Annotated in this window: 21 protein-coding genes; 11 read left to right on the top strand and 10 right to left on the bottom strand. The window is 34.0% G+C overall.

Going from position 1 to position 21890, the window contains the following annotated elements:
* Positions 1-17 precede the first annotated feature (17 nt).
* From HM990_RS02440 to HM990_RS02425, 4 genes are all read left to right on the top strand, one after another.
* Complete coding sequence (locus HM990_RS02440; protein ID WP_178987415.1) at positions 18-2678, top strand: AsmA family protein; 2661 nt, start codon at positions 18-20, stop codon at positions 2676-2678.
* 116 nt (positions 2679-2794) lie between these two features.
* Positions 2795-3658: a sigma-70 family RNA polymerase sigma factor gene (locus tag HM990_RS02435; protein ID WP_178987414.1), complete on the top strand. Its 864-nt coding sequence runs from the start codon at positions 2795-2797 to the stop codon at positions 3656-3658.
* A gap of 218 nt (positions 3659-3876) precedes the next feature.
* The gene (gene rpsU / locus HM990_RS02430) at positions 3877-4071 is read left to right on the top strand and encodes a 30S ribosomal protein S21 (protein WP_008269492.1); all 195 of its coding nucleotides are present in this window, start codon (positions 3877-3879) and stop codon (positions 4069-4071) included.
* A gap of 197 nt (positions 4072-4268) precedes the next feature.
* On the top strand, positions 4269-4784 hold the full coding sequence (locus tag HM990_RS02425; RefSeq protein ID WP_178987413.1) for a gamma carbonic anhydrase family protein: 516 nt from the start codon (positions 4269-4271) through the stop codon (positions 4782-4784).
* A 3-nt stretch (positions 4785-4787) separates the two neighbouring features.
* Here the strand turns inward: HM990_RS02425 and HM990_RS02420 are convergent, their stop codons facing one another.
* From HM990_RS02420 to HM990_RS02380, 9 genes are all read right to left on the bottom strand, one after another.
* A complete protein-coding gene (locus tag HM990_RS02420) occupies positions 4788-5135 on the bottom strand; it encodes a GTPase (protein WP_178987412.1) in 348 nt (115 codons plus the stop codon).
* A 33-nt stretch (positions 5136-5168) separates the two neighbouring features.
* Positions 5169-5954, bottom strand: a complete 786-nt coding sequence (gene murI, locus HM990_RS02415; RefSeq protein WP_178987411.1) for a glutamate racemase — start codon at positions 5952-5954, stop codon at positions 5169-5171.
* A gap of 67 nt (positions 5955-6021) precedes the next feature.
* Positions 6022-6525 carry an OmpH family outer membrane protein gene (locus tag HM990_RS02410; RefSeq protein WP_178987410.1) on the bottom strand — a complete coding sequence of 168 codons (504 nt, stop codon included), beginning with the start codon at positions 6523-6525 and terminating at the stop codon, positions 6022-6024.
* 76 nt (positions 6526-6601) lie between these two features.
* A complete protein-coding gene (locus tag HM990_RS02405) occupies positions 6602-7717 on the bottom strand; it encodes an OmpH family outer membrane protein (RefSeq protein ID WP_229719350.1) in 1116 nt (371 codons plus the stop codon).
* A gap of 151 nt (positions 7718-7868) precedes the next feature.
* Positions 7869-10460, bottom strand: coding sequence for an outer membrane protein assembly factor BamA (gene bamA / locus HM990_RS02400; protein WP_229719349.1), 2592 nt, complete (start codon positions 10458-10460; stop codon positions 7869-7871).
* Between the two features lie 10 nt (positions 10461-10470).
* Entirely contained in the window at positions 10471-11211 is a 741-nt protein-coding gene (locus HM990_RS02395; protein ID WP_178987408.1) for an isoprenyl transferase, read from the bottom strand.
* A complete protein-coding gene (gene porG, locus HM990_RS02390; protein WP_178987407.1) occupies positions 11212-11901 on the bottom strand; it encodes a type IX secretion system protein PorG in 690 nt (229 codons plus the stop codon).
* A gap of 100 nt (positions 11902-12001) precedes the next feature.
* Positions 12002-12880 (bottom strand): NAD kinase, encoded by an 879-nt coding sequence (locus HM990_RS02385; protein WP_178987406.1) that lies wholly within the window; start codon positions 12878-12880, stop codon positions 12002-12004.
* Positions 12881-12972: 92 nt separating this feature from the next.
* Positions 12973-13629, bottom strand: coding sequence for a CBS domain-containing protein (locus HM990_RS02380; RefSeq protein WP_178987405.1), 657 nt, complete (start codon positions 13627-13629; stop codon positions 12973-12975).
* 90 nt (positions 13630-13719) lie between these two features.
* Between HM990_RS02380 and HM990_RS02375 the strand changes: the two genes are divergently transcribed.
* The 7 genes from HM990_RS02375 to clpX all read left to right on the top strand — a co-directional run bounded on the left by HM990_RS02375 (position 13720) and on the right by clpX (position 20373).
* Positions 13720-14433, top strand: coding sequence for a pyridoxine 5'-phosphate synthase (locus HM990_RS02375; protein WP_178987404.1), 714 nt, complete (start codon positions 13720-13722; stop codon positions 14431-14433).
* 62 nt (positions 14434-14495) lie between these two features.
* The gene (locus tag HM990_RS02370) at positions 14496-15257 is read left to right on the top strand and encodes an alpha/beta fold hydrolase (protein WP_178987403.1); all 762 of its coding nucleotides are present in this window, start codon (positions 14496-14498) and stop codon (positions 15255-15257) included.
* A 25-nt stretch (positions 15258-15282) separates the two neighbouring features.
* On the top strand, positions 15283-16374 hold the full coding sequence (locus tag HM990_RS02365; protein WP_178987402.1) for a toxin-antitoxin system YwqK family antitoxin: 1092 nt from the start codon (positions 15283-15285) through the stop codon (positions 16372-16374).
* Positions 16375-16388: 14 nt separating this feature from the next.
* On the top strand, positions 16389-16736 hold the full coding sequence (locus HM990_RS02360) for a phage holin family protein (RefSeq protein ID WP_178987401.1): 348 nt from the start codon (positions 16389-16391) through the stop codon (positions 16734-16736).
* 82 nt (positions 16737-16818) lie between these two features.
* The gene (gene tig / locus HM990_RS02355) at positions 16819-18141 is read left to right on the top strand and encodes a trigger factor (protein ID WP_178987400.1); all 1323 of its coding nucleotides are present in this window, start codon (positions 16819-16821) and stop codon (positions 18139-18141) included.
* A gap of 231 nt (positions 18142-18372) precedes the next feature.
* The gene (locus HM990_RS02350; RefSeq protein ID WP_178987399.1) at positions 18373-19047 is read left to right on the top strand and encodes a ClpP family protease; all 675 of its coding nucleotides are present in this window, start codon (positions 18373-18375) and stop codon (positions 19045-19047) included.
* Positions 19048-19143: 96 nt separating this feature from the next.
* Entirely contained in the window at positions 19144-20373 is a 1230-nt protein-coding gene (clpX, locus tag HM990_RS02345) for an ATP-dependent Clp protease ATP-binding subunit ClpX (RefSeq protein WP_178987398.1), read from the top strand.
* 291 nt (positions 20374-20664) lie between these two features.
* Here the strand turns inward: clpX and HM990_RS02340 are convergent, their stop codons facing one another.
* Entirely contained in the window at positions 20665-21873 is a 1209-nt protein-coding gene (locus HM990_RS02340; RefSeq protein ID WP_178987397.1) for a PD40 domain-containing protein, read from the bottom strand.
* Positions 21874-21890 lie beyond the last annotated feature (17 nt).

The following is a 21890-nucleotide window of genomic DNA, read 5'->3' as shown; positions in this document are numbered from 1 at the left end:
AACTACAAATAGACCTTATGAAGAAATTTTTGAAAATTATAGGCATCGTATTACTTCTATTCATTGCGATTCTAATTGCGATTCCTTTTGTTTTAGAATCTAAAATAGATACCATTGTCCAGAATTATGCGGACAACAATTTGGATGCCGATTTAACTTTTGACGATATCAGTCTCAGTCTTATCAGCAGTTTTCCTAAGGCTGAAGTAAGCGTCGAAAATCTAAAAATAATCAATCGTGCGCCTTTTGAAGGCGAAACCTTAGCAACCGCAAAGACATTATCGTTTGAATTGGGCGTAATGCAATTGCTTAAAGGCACGGAAGAACCTCTTGAGGTTAACGAAATTATTGCCAATGAACTGCTTTTGGTATTAAAAACCAACAAAACTGGCGCTGTTAATTATGATATCGTAAAGGAAAGCGCAACAGATACTGCAACGCAAAACACAACTAATTCAACGGGTTTTAGTTTCGATATTGAGAACTACGAAATCAATAATAGTGCGTTCACTTATATTGATGACACGTCGAACACCACGTTTTATTTGACCGAAATTAATCACAACGGCAAAGGCATTTTCTCTGGCGGAAAGTCTGAATTAGACACTAATACCGAAGCAAACATCACGTTTGCCATGGATAGCATTGAATATTTAAGCAACAACAGTCTTAAATTGGATGCACTTATCGATATGGATTTAGAGCAACAAAAATATACCTTCAAAGAAAACAAAGGGTACATCAATGCGTTGCCTATAGAATTTGAGGGCTTTGTACAAATAGTAGAAGCAGGACAGCAAATTGATATTAGTTTTAAGAATCCAGAAGCATCATTTAAGGATTTTTTAGCCGTAATTCCAAAAGCTTATGCCAAGAATATTGAGGATGTAAGCACCACAGGAAACTTTACCATTAACGGTATTATTAAAGGTTTAATTTCAGAGGAAACCATCCCGACTTTAGATATCAACATGAAGTCTGAAAATGCATCCTTCAAATTCCCTGACCTTTCTAAAAGTGTTCGGAATATCTCAATTGATGCTTCTGTGAAAAACACTACAGGTAACGTTGATGATACCTTTGTGGACATTGATAAACTCAACTTTCAGGTGGATGAAGACATTTTCAAATCTGAAGTCCATATTAAGAATCTTACTAAGAACATGCTCGTGGATGCTAAATTAGATGGTGTTCTAAATTTAGCTAATATCACAAAAGCCTATCCCATAGAACTGGAAAATGAACTGAGCGGTATTTTAAGAGGAAACGTAAACACGTCTTTTGACATGAATGCCATTGAAACCAATGCCTACCAACGTATTAAAAATGCAGGAAGTGTTTCTATTTCGGATTTTATATTTTCATCGGAAGACATTATTAATCCCATTCAAATCAATAAAGCCGATTTAACCTTTAAACCAGGAACGGTAAGCCTAAATAGTTTTGATGCCTTAACAGGAAAGAGTGATTTTTCGGCTACAGGAACCATTAATAATTTACTCGGGTTTTTGTTAAGTGATAAAAATCTTCAAGGTAATTTTAATGTGAATTCCAATACGTTTGCTCTTTCAGACTTTATGGTCGAAGATGAATCGGCAAATGAAACATCGAACAAAACAACATCTGATGCTGAATCGCTTAAGATTCCAGATTTTTTGGAATGTACCATTACTGCCAATGCCAAAACGGTTATTTATGACAACCTCAACTTAAAGAATGTAAAAGGTACACTTTATATTAAAGACCAAAATGCCATTCTTCAAAATATGACTACAGATATTTTTGATGGTCAATTAGGGATTTCAGGTAATGTTTCTACAAAAGCAACAAAACCAACTTTTGACATGAAATTGGGCATGCAAAATTTCGACATTTCGCAATCGTTTAAAGATTTGGAAATGCTAAAAGCTTTAGCGCCAATTGCAAAAGTTCTTCAAGGAAAATTGAATTCTACCATTGATATTAGTGGGTTTTTGGATTCAAGTTTTTCGCCAGATTTAAGTACAATTTCCGGAAATGCTATTGCTAGCATTCTTACCAATAAAATTAATACTGAAAATAGCCCACTCCTTTCTGGCTTGGATAGCAAATTAGATTTTATTGATTTAGATGAACTAGATTTAAAAGACCTTACAACAAATTTAAGTTTCGAAAACGGACAGGTTTCCGTAAAACCATTCACGCTTAAATACAAAGACATTCCTATTGAAGTTTCAGGTTCACACAGTTTTTCAAACACCATGAATTACAATGCTGTTTTACAAGTACCAGCAAAATATTTAGGTAGTGAAGTGAATCGTTTAATTGGAAAGATCAACGATAATGAAGTGAATAAAATTACTATTCCTGTTACGGCAAATATTGGTGGCACATTTACGAATCCTAATATAAAGACTGATTTAACGTCTGGAGTTTCAAACTTAACCAAACAATTGATAGAAATTGAAAAACAAAAATTAATTGGAAAAGGAAAAGATAAAGTCACAGACCTATTGGGCGGACTTTTGGGCGGAAATTCAAACGCGACTAAAACGGATTCTACAACAACAAAAGCAGATACCACAAAACAATCGACAGAAGACAAAGTTAAAGAAGGCGTCAGTGGTATTTTGGGTGGCCTTTTAGGCGGAAAGAAAAAATCTACAAATAAAAAAGCGACGGATTCCATCAAAAATTAACCGTTTAACGGTAAAAAAAGCATCTTTTCGTTAATAGATGTTAATAATAACCTAATTGTTTGGAATTCTTAATAATTAGGTTACATTGAAGGTTCACTAAATTTTAAAAAGGATATATGAGGCAGTTAAAAATCACCAAGCAGGTAACCAACAGAGAAGATAAATCGCTAGATAAATATCTACAAGATATAAGCAAGATTCCGTTGATTACTGCAGATGAAGAAGTAGAATTAGCGCAGCTAATAAGAAAAGGTGATCAGGCAGCATTAGATAAATTAACAACAGCCAACTTAAGGTTTGTTGTTTCGGTTGCAAAACAATATCAAAATCAAGGCTTAAAATTACCAGATTTAATTAATGAAGGTAATGCTGGTTTAGTAAAAGCAGCAAAACGTTTTGATGAAACCAGAGGTTTTAAGTTTATTTCTTATGCTGTATGGTGGATTAGACAAGCTATTTTACAAGCTTTGGCAGAGCAATCCCGTATTGTACGTTTGCCATTGAATAAGATTGGTACTATTAATAAGATTAATAAGGCTTTTTCGCATTTAGAGCAAATTAATCAAAGACCGCCAAATGCAGATGAAATTGCGCGCGAATTGGATATTAGTGTTCGTGAGGTAAAGCAATCGATGAAAAATTCTGGTCGTCATTTATCAATGGATGCACCATTAAAAGATGGAGAAACCTTTAGTTTATATGACGTTGTAAGTTCTGGCGAATCGCCAAGACCTGATAAGGCATTAATGAAAGAGTCTTTAAACACAGAAGTAGAACGTGCGCTAGAAACATTGACCCAAAAGGAAAGTGATGTAATTCGTTTGAATTTCGGAATTGGAGATCAACCTCCAATGACACTAGAAGAAATTGGAAGCATTTACGATTTAACTCGTGAGCGTGTGAGACAAATTAGAGAAAAAGGAATTAGAAGACTAAGACATGCTAGTAAGAGTAAGATTTTGAAGACTTATTTAGGGTAAAATAGAATCAAGACCGCTGCGCTTTTAGATGCTAGAATCAAGACTTCAATAGTTTAATATTTAGATTCATAGTTCGGATTTTAAAGTTGAAATTGTATCGAGATTCTTAAGCTAAAAAATAATTACTTAAAAAATTCATTTAATTTTTTATTTTCAAATAGTTAGCATATATTTGCCGACCATTTGCAAGAAATAGTTAACAAAAATATATCGATATAATGATTAAAATCGAAATCAAAGAAGGAGAAAACATAGAACGTGCACTTAAGCGTTACAAGCGTAAACACAGAAATGTGCAAATTATGCAGAACTTGAGAGAATCTCGTTATTTCACTAAGCCTTCTGTAAAAAGAAGAAGAGAAATTCAGAAAGCTGAATACATTCAAGGTTTAAGAGACGCTGAAAACGTATAGTTTTTCTCATTTATAAAATTAAGATTAAAGAGTAGCAGATATGCTGCTCTTTTTTTGTGCCGTTAATTTTAGATTATCGAAATTTTTCATTTTATATTTAATCCAACTTTCCAATTTTTCGGGTTGTAATAAATTGAAAGGTCATGGATCTATTTTAAGAGTTTACATAGATACAAATAAATTAAAAGGAATTATATATGCCAATTATAAAACCAGTAAAAGGAAAACACCCACAAATACCAGATGATTGTTATGTTGCCGAAAATGCAACCATAGTTGGGGAGGTTACTATAGGTAGCCAATGCAGTATTTGGTTTAATGCAGTAATTAGAGGCGATGTGCATTTTATTAAAATGGGTGATAAAGTCAATATTCAAGATGGCGCTGTAATCCACGCTACCTATCAAAAATCACCAACGACTATTGGAAATAACGTATCCATAGGCCATAATGCCATTGTACATGGCTGTACCATAAAAGATAATGTCCTTGTCGGTATGGGAAGTATTATTATGGACGATTGTGTTATAGAAAGTAATAGTATTATTGCCGCAGGTGCAGTAGTTACTAAAAATACGATTGTAGAATCGGGAAGTATTTACGCAGGTGTTCCTGCTAAAAAGGTTAAAGATATTAGCCAGGAATTAATTTCTGGGGAAATTGATCGGATTGCGAATAATTATGTGAAGTATTCGAGTTGGTTTAAGGAGTAAGTTTTAAATACTCAGATTCAATAGTTCAATTAGCGCTTCAACATCTGGAATTTTATTTATAACCTCAGGAGTTAAAACTGTGGTCAGCTGATGGTCTTCAAGTTTTAAAATCGTTGGCCATATGAGTTTTACACTCGGAAATAGAGCTTCAAATTCGTCCTTATGGTAAAATTCCATTTTCAAATGGCTATCAGCTCTAAACTTTTTCCAGACCTTATTTTCAGTAAATGTATCAAAAGTTAAAGCACATAAGCTACACTTATAGGTTGATGGACGTATGAGTTTGTGTCCTGCATCAAACAAGGTATTTAATTTTCCTGAATTGGCATTATATATGAAAAGTAATTTCATAGTGACTTTGTGTGAAGTTAAAATCAAAACTTACTAAAAATCCAAAAAAGATACATCAAATTTATGATCTAAAATGGCATCTAAGATAACAACGTCACCATTCGAAAATAGTTCTATAGTTGGAGTTGGCTTTAAAAGAGAATCGTTTAACAAATTATGAGTTGATAAAACCGATTTTGTTTGTCTTGCGACTGCCAGTCCAGAGTCGATAATCTTCACGTTGCCTGGAAGTATTTTAGTAAGCATAGGGATAAGATATGGGTAATGTGTGCAGCCTAGCACCAAATAATCAATGTTCTGCTCTAACATTGGTTTTAAATAGGTTTCCAACAACGCGTACATTTCATCAGAATCCAATTTTCCTGTTTCAATGAGTGGTACTATACCTTCACCAATTTGTTCAATCACTTTAATTCCACGAGCATATAAATCTGCTGTTTTATGAAACAGCTGACTACTTAAAGTTCCCTTGGTTGCCAATATACCTACAGCTTTTGTTTGTGTGCTTAAAGCCGCTGGTTTTATGGCTGGTTCGATACCAATGAAAGGCATGTTATAATTTTCCCTTAGATAATCAATAGCATTGGTCGTTGCCGTATTGCAAGCCACCACAATAACCTTACTCCCTTTGCCAATAAGGAACTCCGTATTCTTAATACTTAGTTGAAGTATCTCTTCCTTGGATTTATTACCGTAAGGCGCATTTTTACTATCTGCTAAATAGATGCAGTTTTCATTTGGCATCAAGGTATGGATTTCCTTAAAGATCGATGTACCACCAATTCCAGAATCGAATATGCCAATAGGATTATTACTCATAGTAACAAAAATAAAAAGTCGCTTAACAATAAGCGACTTTCTAAAAATTTATTTTTTTTAATTAGGATTACATCCCTAATTGTTTTTTAACATCTGCCATAAGATCCTTACCATCTGCTACAATAAGCATTGCAGAATCTACAACATACTGATAACCTTGCGCTGCTGCAACAGCTTTGATTGCATTATCCGCTTTTTCAACAATTGGCTTTAAAAGATTAAATTCTTTTTCTTGCAATTGTTTCTGAGCCTGTTGTTGGTACTCTCCTAAGCTTTGCTTAATACCTTCAACTTCTACCATACGCTTCTGATTTTCTTCGCTCGTTTGTGTTGGCTCTTCTGCAGTATATTGCTTTAATTTTTTATCCAACTCTTTAAGTGAATTTTGAATTTCAGCTTCATAAGTTTTACCCATCTTTTCAATCTCACCTTGTGCTTGCGTGTAAGCAGGCATAGCTTTAATCAATTCTTGTTTATTAATATGAGCAATTTTACTTTGAGCAGCTGAAAAGCTAGTTGCTCCTATAAAAAGTACTGCTGTAAATAATAAAGTTTTTAAATGTTTACTCATGTTCAGTCTATTTGTCTGTTTGAATTCGTGAATCTGTGATTTCATTTTTCTTAATTGTATTTGTGTGTTATAGTTATTAATTGTTGTTATCCTCGTTTTTCTTCGCCTTTGCTATAGAATCGTTCCTTTTTACCTGTCTTTCACGCTCTGCACGTGCTTCTTTACGTTGTTCTATAATTTTCTTTTTTCTATCTTCTAAAGCTTTCTGGCGAGCTTCTCTATCTCTTAATTTCTGAAGACGTTCTGCTTCAGCTATTTCCGTGGCCGTTTTAGGCTTATTTGAACTTATTGAATCCTTTTCAATGTCTGTTTTTGCTTTCGTACTATCCGCAGGTACGGTTGGTCTTGCCTCTGCATTGTTATCTTTCTCATTAGTAGTAGTTTCTTCAGCAGATTCAGATCTCTCATTTCTTGCATCAATGACACGTTGACGACGTTCCTCTGCTTCTTTCCTTTTCGCTTCTCTTAATTCTTCTTGTGCTTTTCTTCTATCTTCTGCTGCTTTTTCGCGCTCGGCACGCTTAGCTGCTAATTGTTCTTCACGTTTTGCTTTTCTGTCTTCCAGCGCTTGTTGGCGTGCATCTTTATCTGAACTTACTTCCGGAACTACTTCTTCCTCTTCAAGCTCTTTACGTTCTTTTCTGCTTTTTGCCTGTGATCGTTTAGAGGTTCTTGTAATTGTGTTTAAAACACGCTCACTTAAATCATAGCGCTCTGCTGAATATAGCATCACAACATCTGCAGATTTATCGAACACGAAATCATATTTTCCGGTTTCAGCAATATCTTGGACTGCGGCAAAAATCTGATCTTGTATAGGTTCAATCAATTGACGTTTCTGAATCATTAAATCGCCATCAGGTCCAAAACGTTTTTGTTGATAATCTAAAATTTCGGCCTCTTCAAAAGAAATATCTTCTAGTCGTTCATCATATAATTCCTTCGTTAAAAGAACACTTTCATTTTCGAGTTCTTTTTTCTTTAGATTAATGGCATTCAATTTGGTTTCAATTTCAGATTTCCAATCTTGAACTTTTTTGTCTAATTGAGAAGAAGCTTGTTGATATTCCGGTACATTTTGTAAAATGTACTCCGTATCAATATAACCTATTCTTACGCCACGTTGTGCGCTAGCACTAAAGCTCAATAGACCTATTATTACTATTAAAAAAAGAACTTTAAATTTCATCATTTCTGTATTTGTATTTTGAGATATTTACTCGTAAAACTAAATCTTAAATATTTTTAGTAATACTAATCTCCAAATTTAACGAAATATATTCTTAAAAATTTTAACACCATGATGAAATCTTATTTAGCTATTAGAAAATATCGTGCCAAACTTAAAATTGTTGTCCAATTATAAAGTGAGTTTCCCAATTTTTAACCGCTGCTCCATAAGGAGCTTCATCAAATGCGTGACCGAAGTCAATACCAAGCAGACCAAAGGCTGGCATAAAGATTCTCAATCCGAAACCAGCAGATCTTTGAAGTTTAAATGGATCGAAATCCCTAAAATTATTTACAGAACTACCTGCTTCTAAGAAGGATAATGCATAAATTTTAGCTTGTGCTCCTAAAGTAATAGGATAACGTAATTCTAAAGAAAATTTGTTATAAATAGAGCCTCCATCCTGTGATGACAATGATTGATTAGGATAACCACGTAATTGAACCACTTCTCTTCCATCTAACGAAAAATTCCCTAAACCATCACCACCAACAAAGAAACGTTCAAAAGGAATCACGCCACGAGCATTATTGTAAGCACCTAAGAATCCAAATTCTACACTTGGACGTAACACTAGTTTCTTGGTCAAAGCCTGATACCAATCTGCTTTGAATTTAATCTTATAAAATTCTAACCATTTAAAACGTTCTTGGTCAATTTCAGACCGTCTATCTAATGCGTCGTTATATGCAGAAATTGCTGCCGGATTTGAACTTTGGGTAGATTGATAATCATTAATGATCTCCGTTTGTTCAGCTCTATCTTCTTCCAAGGCTTCATAATCCACGCCATTCACTAATGAATAAGGGAATGAAAACTTTGCCGAAACTGAAAAATTAGAACCACCTGTAGGATAAATAGGGTCGGTATAAAGGTTATTTCTACTTAAACCAATGGTGTAAGATAAATTATTTGAAGTTCCATCACCAAACGTAAACAATCCTGTGTTATAATTTTGAAGGTCGTAGTGTTGGTAACTTATGGCCTGTGAAAGTAAAAAGTAATCATCTGGTTTAGATAATCTTGTAGACAATCCGAAAGTTAAACCTGTAATATTAAAACGTCTGCTTTTATCAGCACGCCCTGTTAAGTTATCATATAAAAACTGTCGTGAATGTGAAAGTGAGGTTGACATTTGAAATGGCTTTTTACCACCAAACCAAGGTTCGCTAAATGAAAAACTATAGGTTTGAAAAAATTGACTTGCTTGAAGTCTCAATGCTAAACTTTGACCATCACCTCTTGGCACAGGCTTATACGCATCTGCTTTAAAAATATCTTTTATTGCAAAATTATTAAATGACAAACCTAAGGTGCCAATGAAGCCACCTCCACCGTAACCACCTTGCAACTGTATTTGACTAGAACCTTGCTCTACTACAGAATACTCTACGTCTAAGGTGCCATCGACTGGGTTTGGATTTAAAATATTTGGCGCTATTTGCTGCGCATCAAAAAATCCTAACTGACCAAGTTCCCTGATGGTTCTAATAATATCTGCCTTTCTGTAAAGCATGCCTGGACGTGTTCTTATTTCCCTGTACACCACGTGATCGTTGGTAACATCATTACCAACTACAGTAACATTATTAAAATAGGCTGGTTTTCCTTCCGAGATACGGATTTCCATATCTATAACGTTTCCTTCTGCACTAACTTCAACAGGATTAATGGTAGAGAACATATATCCAAAGTTTTGGTAAGCATTGGTTATGTCATTGGCATCTGGATTAGACTCGTCAGCAATTCGTTCTCGTAACTCAACACCATTATAGGTATCACCTTCTTTTATGCCCAAAAGACTTGATAAATACTGATCGGAATAAACGGTATTACCCACAAAAGTTATTTTCCCGAACGTATACTTTTCGCCTTCTTCTACTTTAATATCAAGATTGATATTTTTCTTATCTAAATAGGTAATAGAGTCTGAGATTATTCTTGCATCCCTATATCCATTTTCTTTGTAGTAATCAACAACACTTACTAAATCTGTTCTAAAATCTTCTTCAATATATTTTGAACGCTTCAATATCCTCAATGGACTTAAGCTTTTTCTCTTCGTATTTTTCATAGCTTTACGAAGCTTTTTATCTGCTATCTTTTCATTACCTTCAAAGTTAATTTCTTTAATTTTAACTTTTTGGCCCTTATCTATCTCAATGCGCATGTTAACGCGCTCTTTCTCAATAGAATCAATAACTTGTGAGGTGCTAATATTTACTTTAGTGTTTAAAAACCCTTTCTTTTTATACTTATTGGTCAAGTAATTCTTGGTAGTTGCAATAAGGTTTTCTGTAACTTTCTGACCAGATTTTAGTTTGTTCTCATCTATAATCTCCTCTTTTTTACCTTTCCTTACACCTTCAATCGTAAGATCCTTAAGTTCTGGCAAATCACTAAGATTTATCTCTAAATTTGCGGTACTACCATCTATATCAGTAACATAGATATCTATACTGCTAAATAGATTGGACTTCCATAATGTTTTTACAGCATTAGCAATTTTTTCTCCGCCGACCTGAATCTCTTCGTCTTTTCTAAGTTTAGAATAAGCAATAATAGTTTGCTCACTAAAATTAGTATTTCCTGTAACTTTAATTTCCTTAATTAAATAAGTCTCTCCGCCTTCAACCTGTGCATTACTGGTAAATGAAATTGTAAATAGGAATACAACACAAATAAGTTTAATAAATGGTTTCAATATTGTGCTATTAGGTAAGTTGTTCGCTTGTTTTTCCAAATCTTCGTTCTCTGTTTTGATAATTTATGAGTGCCTCATATAGATTTTCCTTCTTAAAATCTGGCCATAAAATATCTGTAAAATATAATTCTGCATAGGCTATTTGCCATAGCAAAAAATTACTAATCCGTTGTTCTCCACTGGTGCGAATAAGCAGGTCAACGTCTGGTAAATTTTGCGTGTAAAGATGCTTATTTATAATTGATTCATCAATACTTTCAGCAGAAATTATATTATTTTTAACTTTAACCGATAATTCTTTAATAACATTAACAATTTCCTCGCGAGAACCATAGCTTAACGCTAAAGTTAATGTCATATGATTATTATCCTTCGTTTTATCTATAACATCCAAAAGTTCTTGGTGTGCCTTTTTGGGTAAATCATTTAAGCATCCTATAGCAGAGAGTTTTATGCCATTATCCTGAAGTGTTTTAATTTCCTTTTTTAAGGACTTCACCAGAAGTTTCATCAGTGTTTGTACTTCTAATTTTGGTCTGTTCCAGTTTTCCGTTGAAAACGCATAAAGTGTTAAATTCTTAATTCCTAATTCTGCGCTGGCTTCTACCGTTTGTCTAACTGATTTTGTTCCATTCTCATGACCTATAGCCCGAATCAATCCTTTTTGCTTTGCCCAACGACCATTGCCATCCATGATAATGGCGACATGGTTGGGAAGTTTCTGTTTGTTTATTTTTTCTTTTAAACTCATTTAAAAATTGCAATAACAAGGTCTTCTACCAAAGGTGTAAGTTAATGTAATTCCTGTAAACATATACCAATCTGTGTTATTAGTATTACCAAAACTCAATGATTCTCTTCCTTCATTATCTGGCACACTTCCATCCAACTCGTCAGAAAACGTATAGCGTGCACCAATTTCTGCTGCCAATACAAACTGATGGGCAATTTTTGCCTTATAGCCAATTGCCATAGGAATTCCCACAGCCCAACTATTTGTGTTTTCCGATGTGTACTCACCTGTAGGTGTAAAATAATAATTGTCATGGTTGGCAAGCGAAATACCTGAATATAAATATGGTGTTCCTTTTAAACCACTTGGATGTAAATCAAAATCCAAAAATGTGAATTCCATTCCTGCGGAAAACTCCAATATACTGGCATTAAATTGATAACCTCGTTCTTTTCTTCTTGGATCGTCTGATTTTTCGTCGACACCTTTTAAATCTGAAAAAATTAGAGACGCTCTGAAAGAATGCCTTGGACTTCTATTCCATTTTGCAATAGCACCAAACGCAGGTTGATTTGGCGATATATATTCAGTTGCACCAACATCGCCAATAAAATTACTTCCTCCAGCAAAAACACCTACCTCATAGATTTGAGCCTCAGCCATATTAATAATAAATGTGCTTAATAAAAGCAGAAAAAAATACCTCATAAATTTTTCAAAGTTTGCAAATATAACAATTAAGATTTGTGTGTAACAATTTGAAGTAAATTGTCTTAATCATAAACAGTTTAAAGAGGTATTTATTGTTTTAGTTACGTCGATCTTCACCCCAAAGTAACTTTTTTCGAAGTGTTGCCAAAAAGGTTTCATCTAATAATTCTACCATTTTGATAGCAAAATCGGCTTTTTTAACCGTTACAGTAGTAGTATTGGTTAAGGTTACAATCCTAGAATCTAGAGACATTAAAAATTGGTCTTCTCTACCAGCAACCTTTAATGTTACTGCTGTATTATCTGGAATTACCAATGGGCGAGCACTTAAATTATGAGGAGCAATTGGAGTCAAAACAAAATTATTGGCATCTGGCGCAATCACTGGTCCACCGCAACTTAAGGAATAGCCCGTAGAACCTGTTGGTGTAGATAAAATGAGTCCATCTGCCCAATATGAGGTTAAATATTCACCGTTGAGATGGGTTTCAACAGTAATCATGGATGTGGTATTCTTTCTGCTTAAGGCAATTTCGTTGAGTGCAAAATTGGTATTGACCACATCTTTATGCTCCGGATTGGTGGTGACACTGAGCAAGGAGCGTTCTGAAATTTTATAGTCTCCATTAAATATTTCAGACAACGCCGTTTGGATATCGTCAATTTGTATAGTGGCTAAAAAACCCAAGCGACCTGTATTAATTCCAACAATTGGAATACCTAATTCTCTCACGTAAGTTACAGCTCTTAAAATAGTACCATCACCTCCAACACTTATTAAGAGATCAAAACTATTATCCAATTTCTCGAAGGTTTGAATTGCTGAATTATCTTTTATCTCTATATTTTGAGTTTTTATAAATTCGCTTTCAAAAAAAACAGTGGCATTTTTTACTAGTAAAAAATCCAAAAGTTGGCCCACTGCCTTTTGAGTGGTTTCCTTAACGTAATTCTGACCGTATATGGCTACTTTCATGTGTTTTTATCTATAATTTTTCCATGGGCACATGCTGTTCGCTAATAATTATTCTTTAAGTTGACAAAATTTTGAACATGCTCGTTTCATCATTACATATTTAAGTATTTGTCAAGATATTGCGAACGTTCCTTTAGGCTTTCGATATAAGAGTCGTCTTCATGGCCAGAAACAATATTATAACTATATCGTCTAAAGGTTTGAATAATTTCATTCAGACTTCCATTACTGATCTTTAAGGTGATTTTTGCTAAATCTCCATCCATTTTAGAAATAAATGCACCTAATAATTTAGCATCATTAGATTCCACAATCTGGCTGATTTCACTAAACGAATAATCATTAAGACCTTTTTCAACAATTATAATACCTCCAGGCTCCGAAAAGAAAGGGGTTTCATTAAACAAATGAATTATATCATTGAGTTCATAATAGCCCAAATATTTATTGGTTTGACTCAAAATAGGCATAATATTAGAATCGTTTTGGGCAAATGCCTCAAGTACATCTAACCAAACAGTAGTAGGCCTTACAAAAAAGCCTTCTATAGCGTAGTTGCAATCATTTATAATATCTGCGCTTTCAAAACAATGAGCATCCGTTTCCGAAATACATCCCATATAAATAACATCTTTCATAATAGGAATATGCGAATAGGTCAATTGATTAAACAGCATTTGCAAATCGCTCACTTTATCTGTTACATTCAGCGGTTTAATATCATTTATCACAAAATCTTGAAGCTCCATTATATGCATTTTATTAAGTTGCAAATTAATCAAAAATAACCATAAAATGCGTGCTCATGTTTGTATTTTTGTAATTCAAAATGTTTAAATATGACCAAATTAAGTGTTAACATAAACAAGATTGCCACGTTGAGAAATAGTCGCGGAGGCGATGTGCCCAATGTGGTTCAATTTGCCAAAGACGTGCAACGTTTTGGAGCAGAAGGCGTTACCATCCACCCAAGACCAGATGAAAGACATATTCGTTATCAAGATGCATATGACTTAAAATCTGAAGTTTACACAGAATATAATATTGAAGGCAATCCTATTCCTAAATTTGTGGATATGGTTTTAAAGATTAAGCCAACGCAAGTCACTTTGGTACCAGATTCCATAGATGCCATTACATCTAATGCTGGCTGGGACACTTTGAAGCATAAAGATTTTTTAGTTGAAGTGATAAAGGAATTTAAAAACAACGGCATTAGAACATCCATATTTGTCGATCCAGATTTACATCAAATCGAAGGTGCAAAAGCCACTGGAACGGACCGTATAGAACTCTACACCGAAGCCTTTGCGCATCAATATAGTTTAGGAAACAATAAGGCTATTGATCCTTATATGGAATGCGCTGGTTTGGCAAATACCATGCAGCTGGGCATTAATGCAGGTCATGATTTATCGTTGGACAATATTCAATACTTTAAAGAAAATATTACAGGTTTGTTGGAAGTTTCTATTGGACATGCCTTGATTGCTGAAAGTTTGTATATGGGCGTTGAGAATGTAATAGGAAAGTACTTGGAAAAGCTTAAATAAGTTGGAAGCACGAAGTTTGAAGTTGGAAGAACTTCGTGCTTCAAACTTCAAACTCAAAAAATATGACACTACACTCAAACATCATAGGAAAAGGAAAACCATTCATTATCCTACACGGATTTTTAGGTATGGGAGATAATTGGAAAACCTTAGCCAAGCAATTTTCTAAACTCAATTTTGAAATACATCTCGTTGACCAACGGAATCACGGTCGTAGTTTTCATTCTGATGATTTTGATTATGAGTTAATGGCCGAAGATTTAAAAGTGTATTGCGATGAACACAATTTAAGGGATATTATACTGTTAGGCCATTCCATGGGAGGAAAAACAGCAATGCTTTTTGCTACAAAATATCCGGAATTTGTAAACAAACTTATGGTTGCCGATATTTCGCCACGTTACTACCCTGTGCATCATGATGCTATTCTTGAGGGTTTAAGCAGTTTAGATTTTTCAGAATTAAAAACCAGAGGAGAAGCAGAGGAAGCGTTAAGCAACTATGTTCATGAAACAGGTACACGACTATTTCTACTCAAAAATTTATATTGGGTCGAAAAAGGGCAACTAGGTTTACGTATGAATTTGGAAGTTTTAAAAGACAATGTTTCAGAAGTTGGAGAAGCACTTCCTATTCATGCTGTTTTTGAAAAAGACACTATATTTTTACGAGGCGACCGTTCCGAATACATTGGAGAAGCTGACGAAGCTATTATTCATCGCCATTTTCCAAATTCCGAAATTATAACGATCTCTAATGCTGGTCATTGGTTACATGCGGAGAATCCTGAAGAGTTTTATGGTGCGGTAATAAATTTTATTTAAAAAAACAGTTTCAAGCACTTTCAGTATGAAGTATTTTTTTTCAATTATTGCATTTTTATTTATCACTCACTTTTCATTTGCTCAAAGTCCACCAGATGGTCCCTATAAAGATTATTATAATTCAGGTGTGCTTAAAGTAGAAGGTCAGTTTAAAAACGGAAAACCTGATGGCAATTGGAAAAGTTATTATAAAAATGGTCAAGTTTCCAGCTTATACAGGTATGAGAAAGGAAAACGCAATATGGTTTATAGTTCCTTTTACGAAGATGGAACCTTAAAAAGTAAAACTGAAGAAATTAATGGCGAATATTTAGTATCTGGCTTTTATAATAGTGGAAATTTAAAATATGAGCGACAGCTAAAAGGAGGTTATTTTAAAATCTATCTAGAAAATGGAACACTAGAAATTGAAGCCAATTATGAAGACAATGAACTATCAGGTGAGTGGATCCGTTATTACGAAAATGGAACAATAGAATGGGTCATAAATTATGAAAAGAATGAACGTAGTGGTGTATATAAACATTTTTATAAAAATGGAAACCTCAAGTTAATTGGAGAGAATAAAAATGATAAGAAAGAAGGAGAAGAAAAACGCTATTTACCCAACGGAATTCTAGAGTGGAAAGGTGACTATAATAAAGATCGATTTCATAATAATTGGATAAAATTTGATGCTAGCGGTAAAAAGATTGAGAAAATTAAATACTTTTATGGTTCAGTAACCAAATCAAACTACAATACAGATTTAGAAGGTACCAAAGTACCAGACGGTGTACTTGAAAGAGCTGCTATTTACCCAGGTTGTGAGTCTCATAAAAGTAATAAGGCACTAAAAAAATGCACAAATCAAGAGGTTAATAAGGTAATTCTAGAAAACTTCGATGCCAACTTAGGAAACAACATTGGTTTATCTGGAAAGCAAAGAATTTTTGTTAAATTTGAAGTAGATATATATGGCTATGTAAGCATTGTAAGTATAAAAGCACCTCATCATGTTCTTAGAATAGAAACAGAAAGAGTAATGCGAGAGTTACCGAGATTTAAACCAGCAATGCAGCTTGGTAAACTAGTAAAAATGCCATTTTCAATTCCAATTGTTTTTGTTGTCAACTAAAAATAAAAAATAACATGAATCTCATCCTCAGACTTTTACTAAACGCATTAGCGGTTTTCATCTTAGCACATCTTTTAAATAGTGTAACCGTAGATGGTTATCTCGGTGCTATTATTGTTGCCGTGGTATTAGCCATCCTTAACCTATTGGTTAAACCCATATTGGTCATTCTAACTTTGCCTGTAACTATTATAACCTTAGGTCTTTTTCTATTGGTTATCAATGCACTGATTATCTTATTGGCAGACAAATTAATTGATGGATTTGGTGTTGCTGGTTTTTGGACAGCGGTACTGTTCAGTATACTATTATCCATCCTCCAATCCTTGTTTCAATCCTTTTTAAAAGACGATAAAAAGTAGCTGATATACAAACGCTTAAAACTGTTGTTGGGTTGCAAAAAATGTTGTATTTTTGCAGCCCAATTTTAGTATCAAAATTACAATGAATATTACAAGAGAAAACATCGATGCATTAAATGCAGTTGTAAAAGTGGATATCGCAAAGGAAGATTACAGCGATAAAGTAGAGAAGATTTTAGTAGATTACCGCAAATCTGCTAACATTCCAGGTTTCAGAAAAGGTCACGTACCAATGGGAATGGTAAAGAAGCAATATGGTAAAGCTGTATTGGTAGATGAAGTAAACAAATTATTACAAGACGCTCTTGGAAAGTATTTAGTTGAAGAAAAACTAGATGTTTTAGGTAATCCGTTGCCAAAAGCACAAGACGATTTAGATTGGGATGCTGAGGCCTTTTCTTTTGAATTTGAATTAGGTTTAGCACCAGAATTCGAGGTCGAATTAAAAAGCAAAAAAGCAATCACACATTATAATATTGTAGCTGACGATAAAATGATCAATGATCAGATTGAATCCATCCAAAAGCAATATGGAAAAATTGTTTCCCAAAATGAAGTCACTGAAGCTTCAGAAATCACGGGAACTTTTACAAACGAGGAAAAGGACATCGAAAATTCTACCACCATTACTTTAGATAAATTAAAAGGAAAAACAAATCCTAAGAAATTTATTGGAGCTAAAGTCGGTGATGTTATCACATTAAATACAAAAGGTTTGTTTAACGACGACCACGATTTAATGACCTACTTAAAAGTCCCTCATGATGATGTTCATGGTTTAGATATTGAAGTGAACTTTACAATCACGGAAATCAACGAACGTGAACTGGCCGATTTAGATCAAGAATTGTTCGATAAATTATTTGGAAAAGGCAATGTAACTTCTGTAACTGAACTTAAAGAAAAAATTAAGGAAGATTCGGAAAAGCAATTCAAGCAGCAAGGCGACCAGAAATTACTGAATGATGTGACTGAGACTTTAATTGAAAACACAAAATTCGACTTACCAGCAAGTTTCTTACAGAAATGGATGCAAACTGCTGGCGAAGAAGAAATGTCTGAAGAGCAAGCTAAAGAGGAATACGAAAAGTCTGAAAAAAGCATGCGTTACCAATTAATTGAAGGAAAATTAATCCAAGACCATAAGCTTCAGGTTCAGTTTGAGGAATTAAAATCTTATGCCATGGAAATGATTAAAGGACAGATGGCACAATTTGGTCAAATGAATCCTTCAGATAAAGAATTGGAAGATATTGCTGCGCGTATCTTAGGAAATCAAGATGAAGTAAAGCGTATGTCCGAGCAATTAATGAGTCAGAAATTGTTAAACTTATATAAGACTGAAGCGAACATAAAGACCAAAGACATCACTTATGATGATTTTGTAAAAGAATTTTATAGTTAATTAAAAATATTAAGGTAAAACCGCAAAACGTTAAAATGTCGTTAGCGTGAAAATGGTAACCTAAAAATTATTAGTATCTTTAAGGCGTAAAATTCAAAAATTTTACGCCTTTTTTGTCACTAATTTTCTCAAGAAAACTAGTGACATCCTGAACTCGTTTCAGGATCTCATCAGAGATATATAATAAGATTAAAAGGATTATTTCATAAATTAAAAAGAACAAAAACTTATATGGATTACGGAAAAGAATTTGAAAAATTCGCCACTAAAGATCAAGGTATCAACAGTAATTATTACCAGAAAATAATTACAAGCATGAATCCTACCAACCTTACCCCAAACATTATAGAAGAGCGTCAAATGAATGCGGTTGCTATGGATGTATTTTCACGTTTAATGATGGATCGTATCATATTTTTAGGTACAGGTGTTAACGACCAAGTGGCTAATATTATCCAAGCACAATTATTGTTTTTGCAAAGTACTGATGCTTCAAAAGATATTCAGATTTACATCAATTCACCAGGAGGGAGTGTTTACGCTGGTTTAGGAATTTATGATACTATGCAATTTGTGAAACCAGATGTCGCTACGATTTGTACAGGTATTGCTGCGTCTATGGCGGCAGTGTTGCTATGTGCTGGCGAAAAAGGCAAGCGTTCTGCTTTAAAGCATTCTCGTGTAATGATTCATCAGGTCAGTAGCGGAACCCAAGGACAGTTAAGCGATATGCAGATTGCCTTAAAGGAAACCATTCGTGTAAAAGAAGAGTTGTATCAAATTATAGCCAACCATTCTGGCAACCCAATTGAGCAAGTAGAAAAAGATTCTGATAGAGATTATTGGATGGGTTCTCAAGAAGCATTGGATTATGGAATGATTGACGAAATTTTGGAACGCAAGTAATTTCAATTACTTTCGACTAAAATTATAAATAGAAATTAAGAATAGAAGTGTTGGGTTTATAAATTAGAAACCTTAAACTTCAAACCAATATTTAAGATGGCAAAGGAAGAGTTAGAATGTTCATTTTGTGGTAGGAAAAAGCCAGAAACCAGTTTACTAATCGCAGGTTTGGATGCCCATATTTGTGATCGTTGCATTGAGCAAGCACATGGCATTGTGATAGAGGAATCCAAACAGTCCGGTAATTCAGATTTAAGTGCAGAATTAATGCTTAGAAAGCCCAAGGAAATCAAAGGCTTTTTAGATGAATATATTATAGGACAAGACTACACCAAACGTGTGATGTCTGTTGCGGTATATAATCACTACAAGCGTTTATTGCAGCCACCAACAGATGATGATATTGAAATACAAAAGAGTAACATCATCATGGTTGGACAAACAGGTACTGGTAAAACTTTAATGGCAAAAACGATTGCTAAAATGTTGAATGTACCTTTAGCCATAGTTGATGCAACTGTATTAACGGAAGCTGGCTATGTTGGTGAAGATGTGGAAAGTATTCTAACCCGCTTATTACAAGCTGCGGATTATAATCTAGAAAAAGCGCAACGCGGCATCGTTTTTATCGATGAAATTGATAAGATTGCACGAAAAAGCGATAATCCATCCATAACAAGAGACGTTTCTGGAGAGGGTGTGCAACAAGCTTTATTAAAATTATTAGAAGGTACTGTGGTTAACGTACCACCAAAAGGCGGCCGCAAACATCCAGACCAAAAATTTATTGAAGTAGATACCGAAAACATCTTATTTATAGCTGGTGGAGCGTTTGATGGTATTGAACGAGTGATTACCAAACGTTTAAATATGCAGGCGATTGGTTACAGTTCCATGAAAACCGATACTGTAGATAAGGATAATATTTTACAATACATCATTCCTAAGGATTTAAAGGATTTTGGATTAATCCCTGAGATTATTGGACGTTTGCCTGTGCTAACGCATATGGATCCTTTAGATGCAAAAACATTAAGAGCGATTTTAACTGAACCTAAAAACGCCATTATTAAACAATACAAAAAATTGTTTAAAATGGATGATGTCGATTTCACTATTACTGATGGCGCATTAGACTATATAGTTGAAAAAGCCATTGAATATAAACTTGGTGCTCGTGGATTACGCTCATTATGTGAAGAAATCTTAACCGAAGCCATGTTTGAATTACCAGGTTCTGGAGACACTAAATTAAACGTTACAAAGTCATATGCTGATGATCGATTGGCGAAATCTACCTTAAAGAAGTTGAAGGCGGTGTCTTAGACTTACTGAAAAATTTGAGAATATAAAAAACCACAATTTCAATAGTAGAAATTGTGGTTTTTTTAGTTAGGGATTAATCAAAATAATATTGCTGGCAATATTCAGTTCAAAAAGTTATATAATTTCTTGTTCGAAATTAGTTTTGATATCAATAGCACATTAAATTTCAGCTAAGATATAAGCTTCGATGAAAGTCAATTATTCCTCCATTGATTATTGGTTAAAACAACTATGATTTTCGTTAACTAGTATTTTTATGTTTTTTTTAAGGTTAAAATGTTAATGTTTTACCTAATTATAACTCACTTCAACTTTAGGTGTCATTTTTAGAACTGAATTTTGTGATTTTGCACTAGGCTTTAGATGTAATGTAAAATCTTCAAAACCTTCTTTTTCCGCAATAATTTGATAGTTTTCAAAAGGTTTTATTTGAAAATGATAAGACGCATCTATACTTGTTTTTTGGCGTTCAATTTCCTCTCCTGCGCTATTTAACAATACTACGGTTGCATTTGGTAGGATTCTATGGTCTTTTGTAGTAATTACACCTTGTAGTTCTTTGTACAGTATTTTAGCTTCAAAATGATACATATTATAAGTATTACTTTTCTTGGCTTTATTGGAAGAAAAAACACCGTTTTTATCATCAATAATAACAAAGGCAATTTCATCTTTATCTGAATTAACAGATCTACCTAAGTTTCTCGGTGCTGTATAAACACCCTCTAATCGATTAGAGATAAAAATGTCATAACCACCAATACTCTCATGTCCTGTTGAAGAAAAGTACAATTCTTTGTTGTCCTTTGAAGTGAATGGATATTTTTCGTCTTCAATGGAATTGATTGTGTCGCCCAGATTAACAGGAGTTCCTATCCCTCCATCTTTATGGATTCTAGCCATATAAATATCAAAACCTCCAAAACCGCCCTCCATGTTTGATGAAAAATATAAGAACTTTCCATCTGCAGAAACATGTGGACTTTCCACGGAGTAATCATCACTGCTTATAGCCAGTTCTAATTCATCGAACCATTTTCCGGGTGTATCTTTTCTCAATTCCGCTTTATACAACTTATAGTTTGATGTATGCTGACGATCGCTACGCGTGTAGTAAATAGTGTTTTCATCTTTAGAGAATGCCACTTGACCTTCATTTGCTTTGGTATTTAAAATTCGGCTAAACCAAGATGTTCTAGAAAAACGACCTTTTTTATCAATGTCTAAATAGTATAGATCTGTAAAAGGTTCATTCGTTTTTGAGTCAATTCCTGGACCAATCGCTCCAATGGTTTTTGAAGATACAATTACAAGTTTTTCTCTAAACATGGAACAGGCAAATTCCGAATAATCAGAATTTATTCGGACGACATTCACATCAAAAGCATAACCGCTTTTATTTAAATCATCAACTTCAGTTGGTTTTTTTGGATCAGTTTTGTGGTACGAACTGTAGGCACAAAACATAAGTGCGAAAAGCACCTGTAGTGTAGATTTCATAATGTAGGGATAAATGG

Source organism: Winogradskyella schleiferi, assembly GCF_013394655.1.
Lineage (GTDB): Bacteria > Bacteroidota > Bacteroidia > Flavobacteriales > Flavobacteriaceae > Winogradskyella > Winogradskyella schleiferi.
The sequence above is the reverse complement of the archived record's forward strand: the minus strand, read 5'-3'. Positions and strand labels throughout refer to the sequence as shown.

Coding starts and splice junctions, on each gene's coding strand:
- HM990_RS02405 (WP_229719350.1), bottom strand. CDS start 7,717: ATGATGAAATTTAAAGTTCTTTTTTTAATAGTAATAATAGGTCTATTG.
- HM990_RS02395 (WP_178987408.1), bottom strand. CDS start 11,211: ATGAGTTTAAAAGAAAAAATAAACAAACAGAAACTTCCCAACCATGTC.
- HM990_RS02380 (WP_178987405.1), bottom strand. CDS start 13,629: ATGGAGCTTCAAGATTTTGTGATAAATGATATTAAACCGCTGAATGTA.
- HM990_RS02365 (WP_178987402.1), top strand. CDS start 15,283: ATGAAGTATTTTTTTTCAATTATTGCATTTTTATTTATCACTCACTTT.
- HM990_RS02410 (WP_178987410.1), bottom strand. CDS start 6,525: ATGAGTAAACATTTAAAAACTTTATTATTTACAGCAGTACTTTTTATA.
- HM990_RS02370 (WP_178987403.1), top strand. CDS start 14,496: ATGACACTACACTCAAACATCATAGGAAAAGGAAAACCATTCATTATC.
- HM990_RS02385 (WP_178987406.1), bottom strand. CDS start 12,880: ATGAAAGTAGCCATATACGGTCAGAATTACGTTAAGGAAACCACTCAA.
- HM990_RS02425 (WP_178987413.1), top strand. CDS start 4,269: ATGCCAATTATAAAACCAGTAAAAGGAAAACACCCACAAATACCAGAT.
- HM990_RS02350 (WP_178987399.1), top strand. CDS start 18,373: ATGGATTACGGAAAAGAATTTGAAAAATTCGCCACTAAAGATCAAGGT.
- HM990_RS02440 (WP_178987415.1), top strand. CDS start 18: ATGAAGAAATTTTTGAAAATTATAGGCATCGTATTACTTCTATTCATT.
- HM990_RS02420 (WP_178987412.1), bottom strand. CDS start 5,135: ATGAAATTACTTTTCATATATAATGCCAATTCAGGAAAATTAAATACC.
- clpX (WP_178987398.1), top strand. CDS start 19,144: ATGGCAAAGGAAGAGTTAGAATGTTCATTTTGTGGTAGGAAAAAGCCA.
- HM990_RS02340 (WP_178987397.1), bottom strand. CDS start 21,873: ATGAAATCTACACTACAGGTGCTTTTCGCACTTATGTTTTGTGCCTAC.
- murI (WP_178987411.1), bottom strand. CDS start 5,954: ATGAGTAATAATCCTATTGGCATATTCGATTCTGGAATTGGTGGTACA.
- tig (WP_178987400.1), top strand. CDS start 16,819: ATGAATATTACAAGAGAAAACATCGATGCATTAAATGCAGTTGTAAAA.
- HM990_RS02435 (WP_178987414.1), top strand. CDS start 2,795: ATGAGGCAGTTAAAAATCACCAAGCAGGTAACCAACAGAGAAGATAAA.
- HM990_RS02360 (WP_178987401.1), top strand. CDS start 16,389: ATGAATCTCATCCTCAGACTTTTACTAAACGCATTAGCGGTTTTCATC.
- porG (WP_178987407.1), bottom strand. CDS start 11,901: ATGAGGTATTTTTTTCTGCTTTTATTAAGCACATTTATTATTAATATG.
- HM990_RS02375 (WP_178987404.1), top strand. CDS start 13,720: ATGACCAAATTAAGTGTTAACATAAACAAGATTGCCACGTTGAGAAAT.
- rpsU (WP_008269492.1), top strand. CDS start 3,877: ATGATTAAAATCGAAATCAAAGAAGGAGAAAACATAGAACGTGCACTT.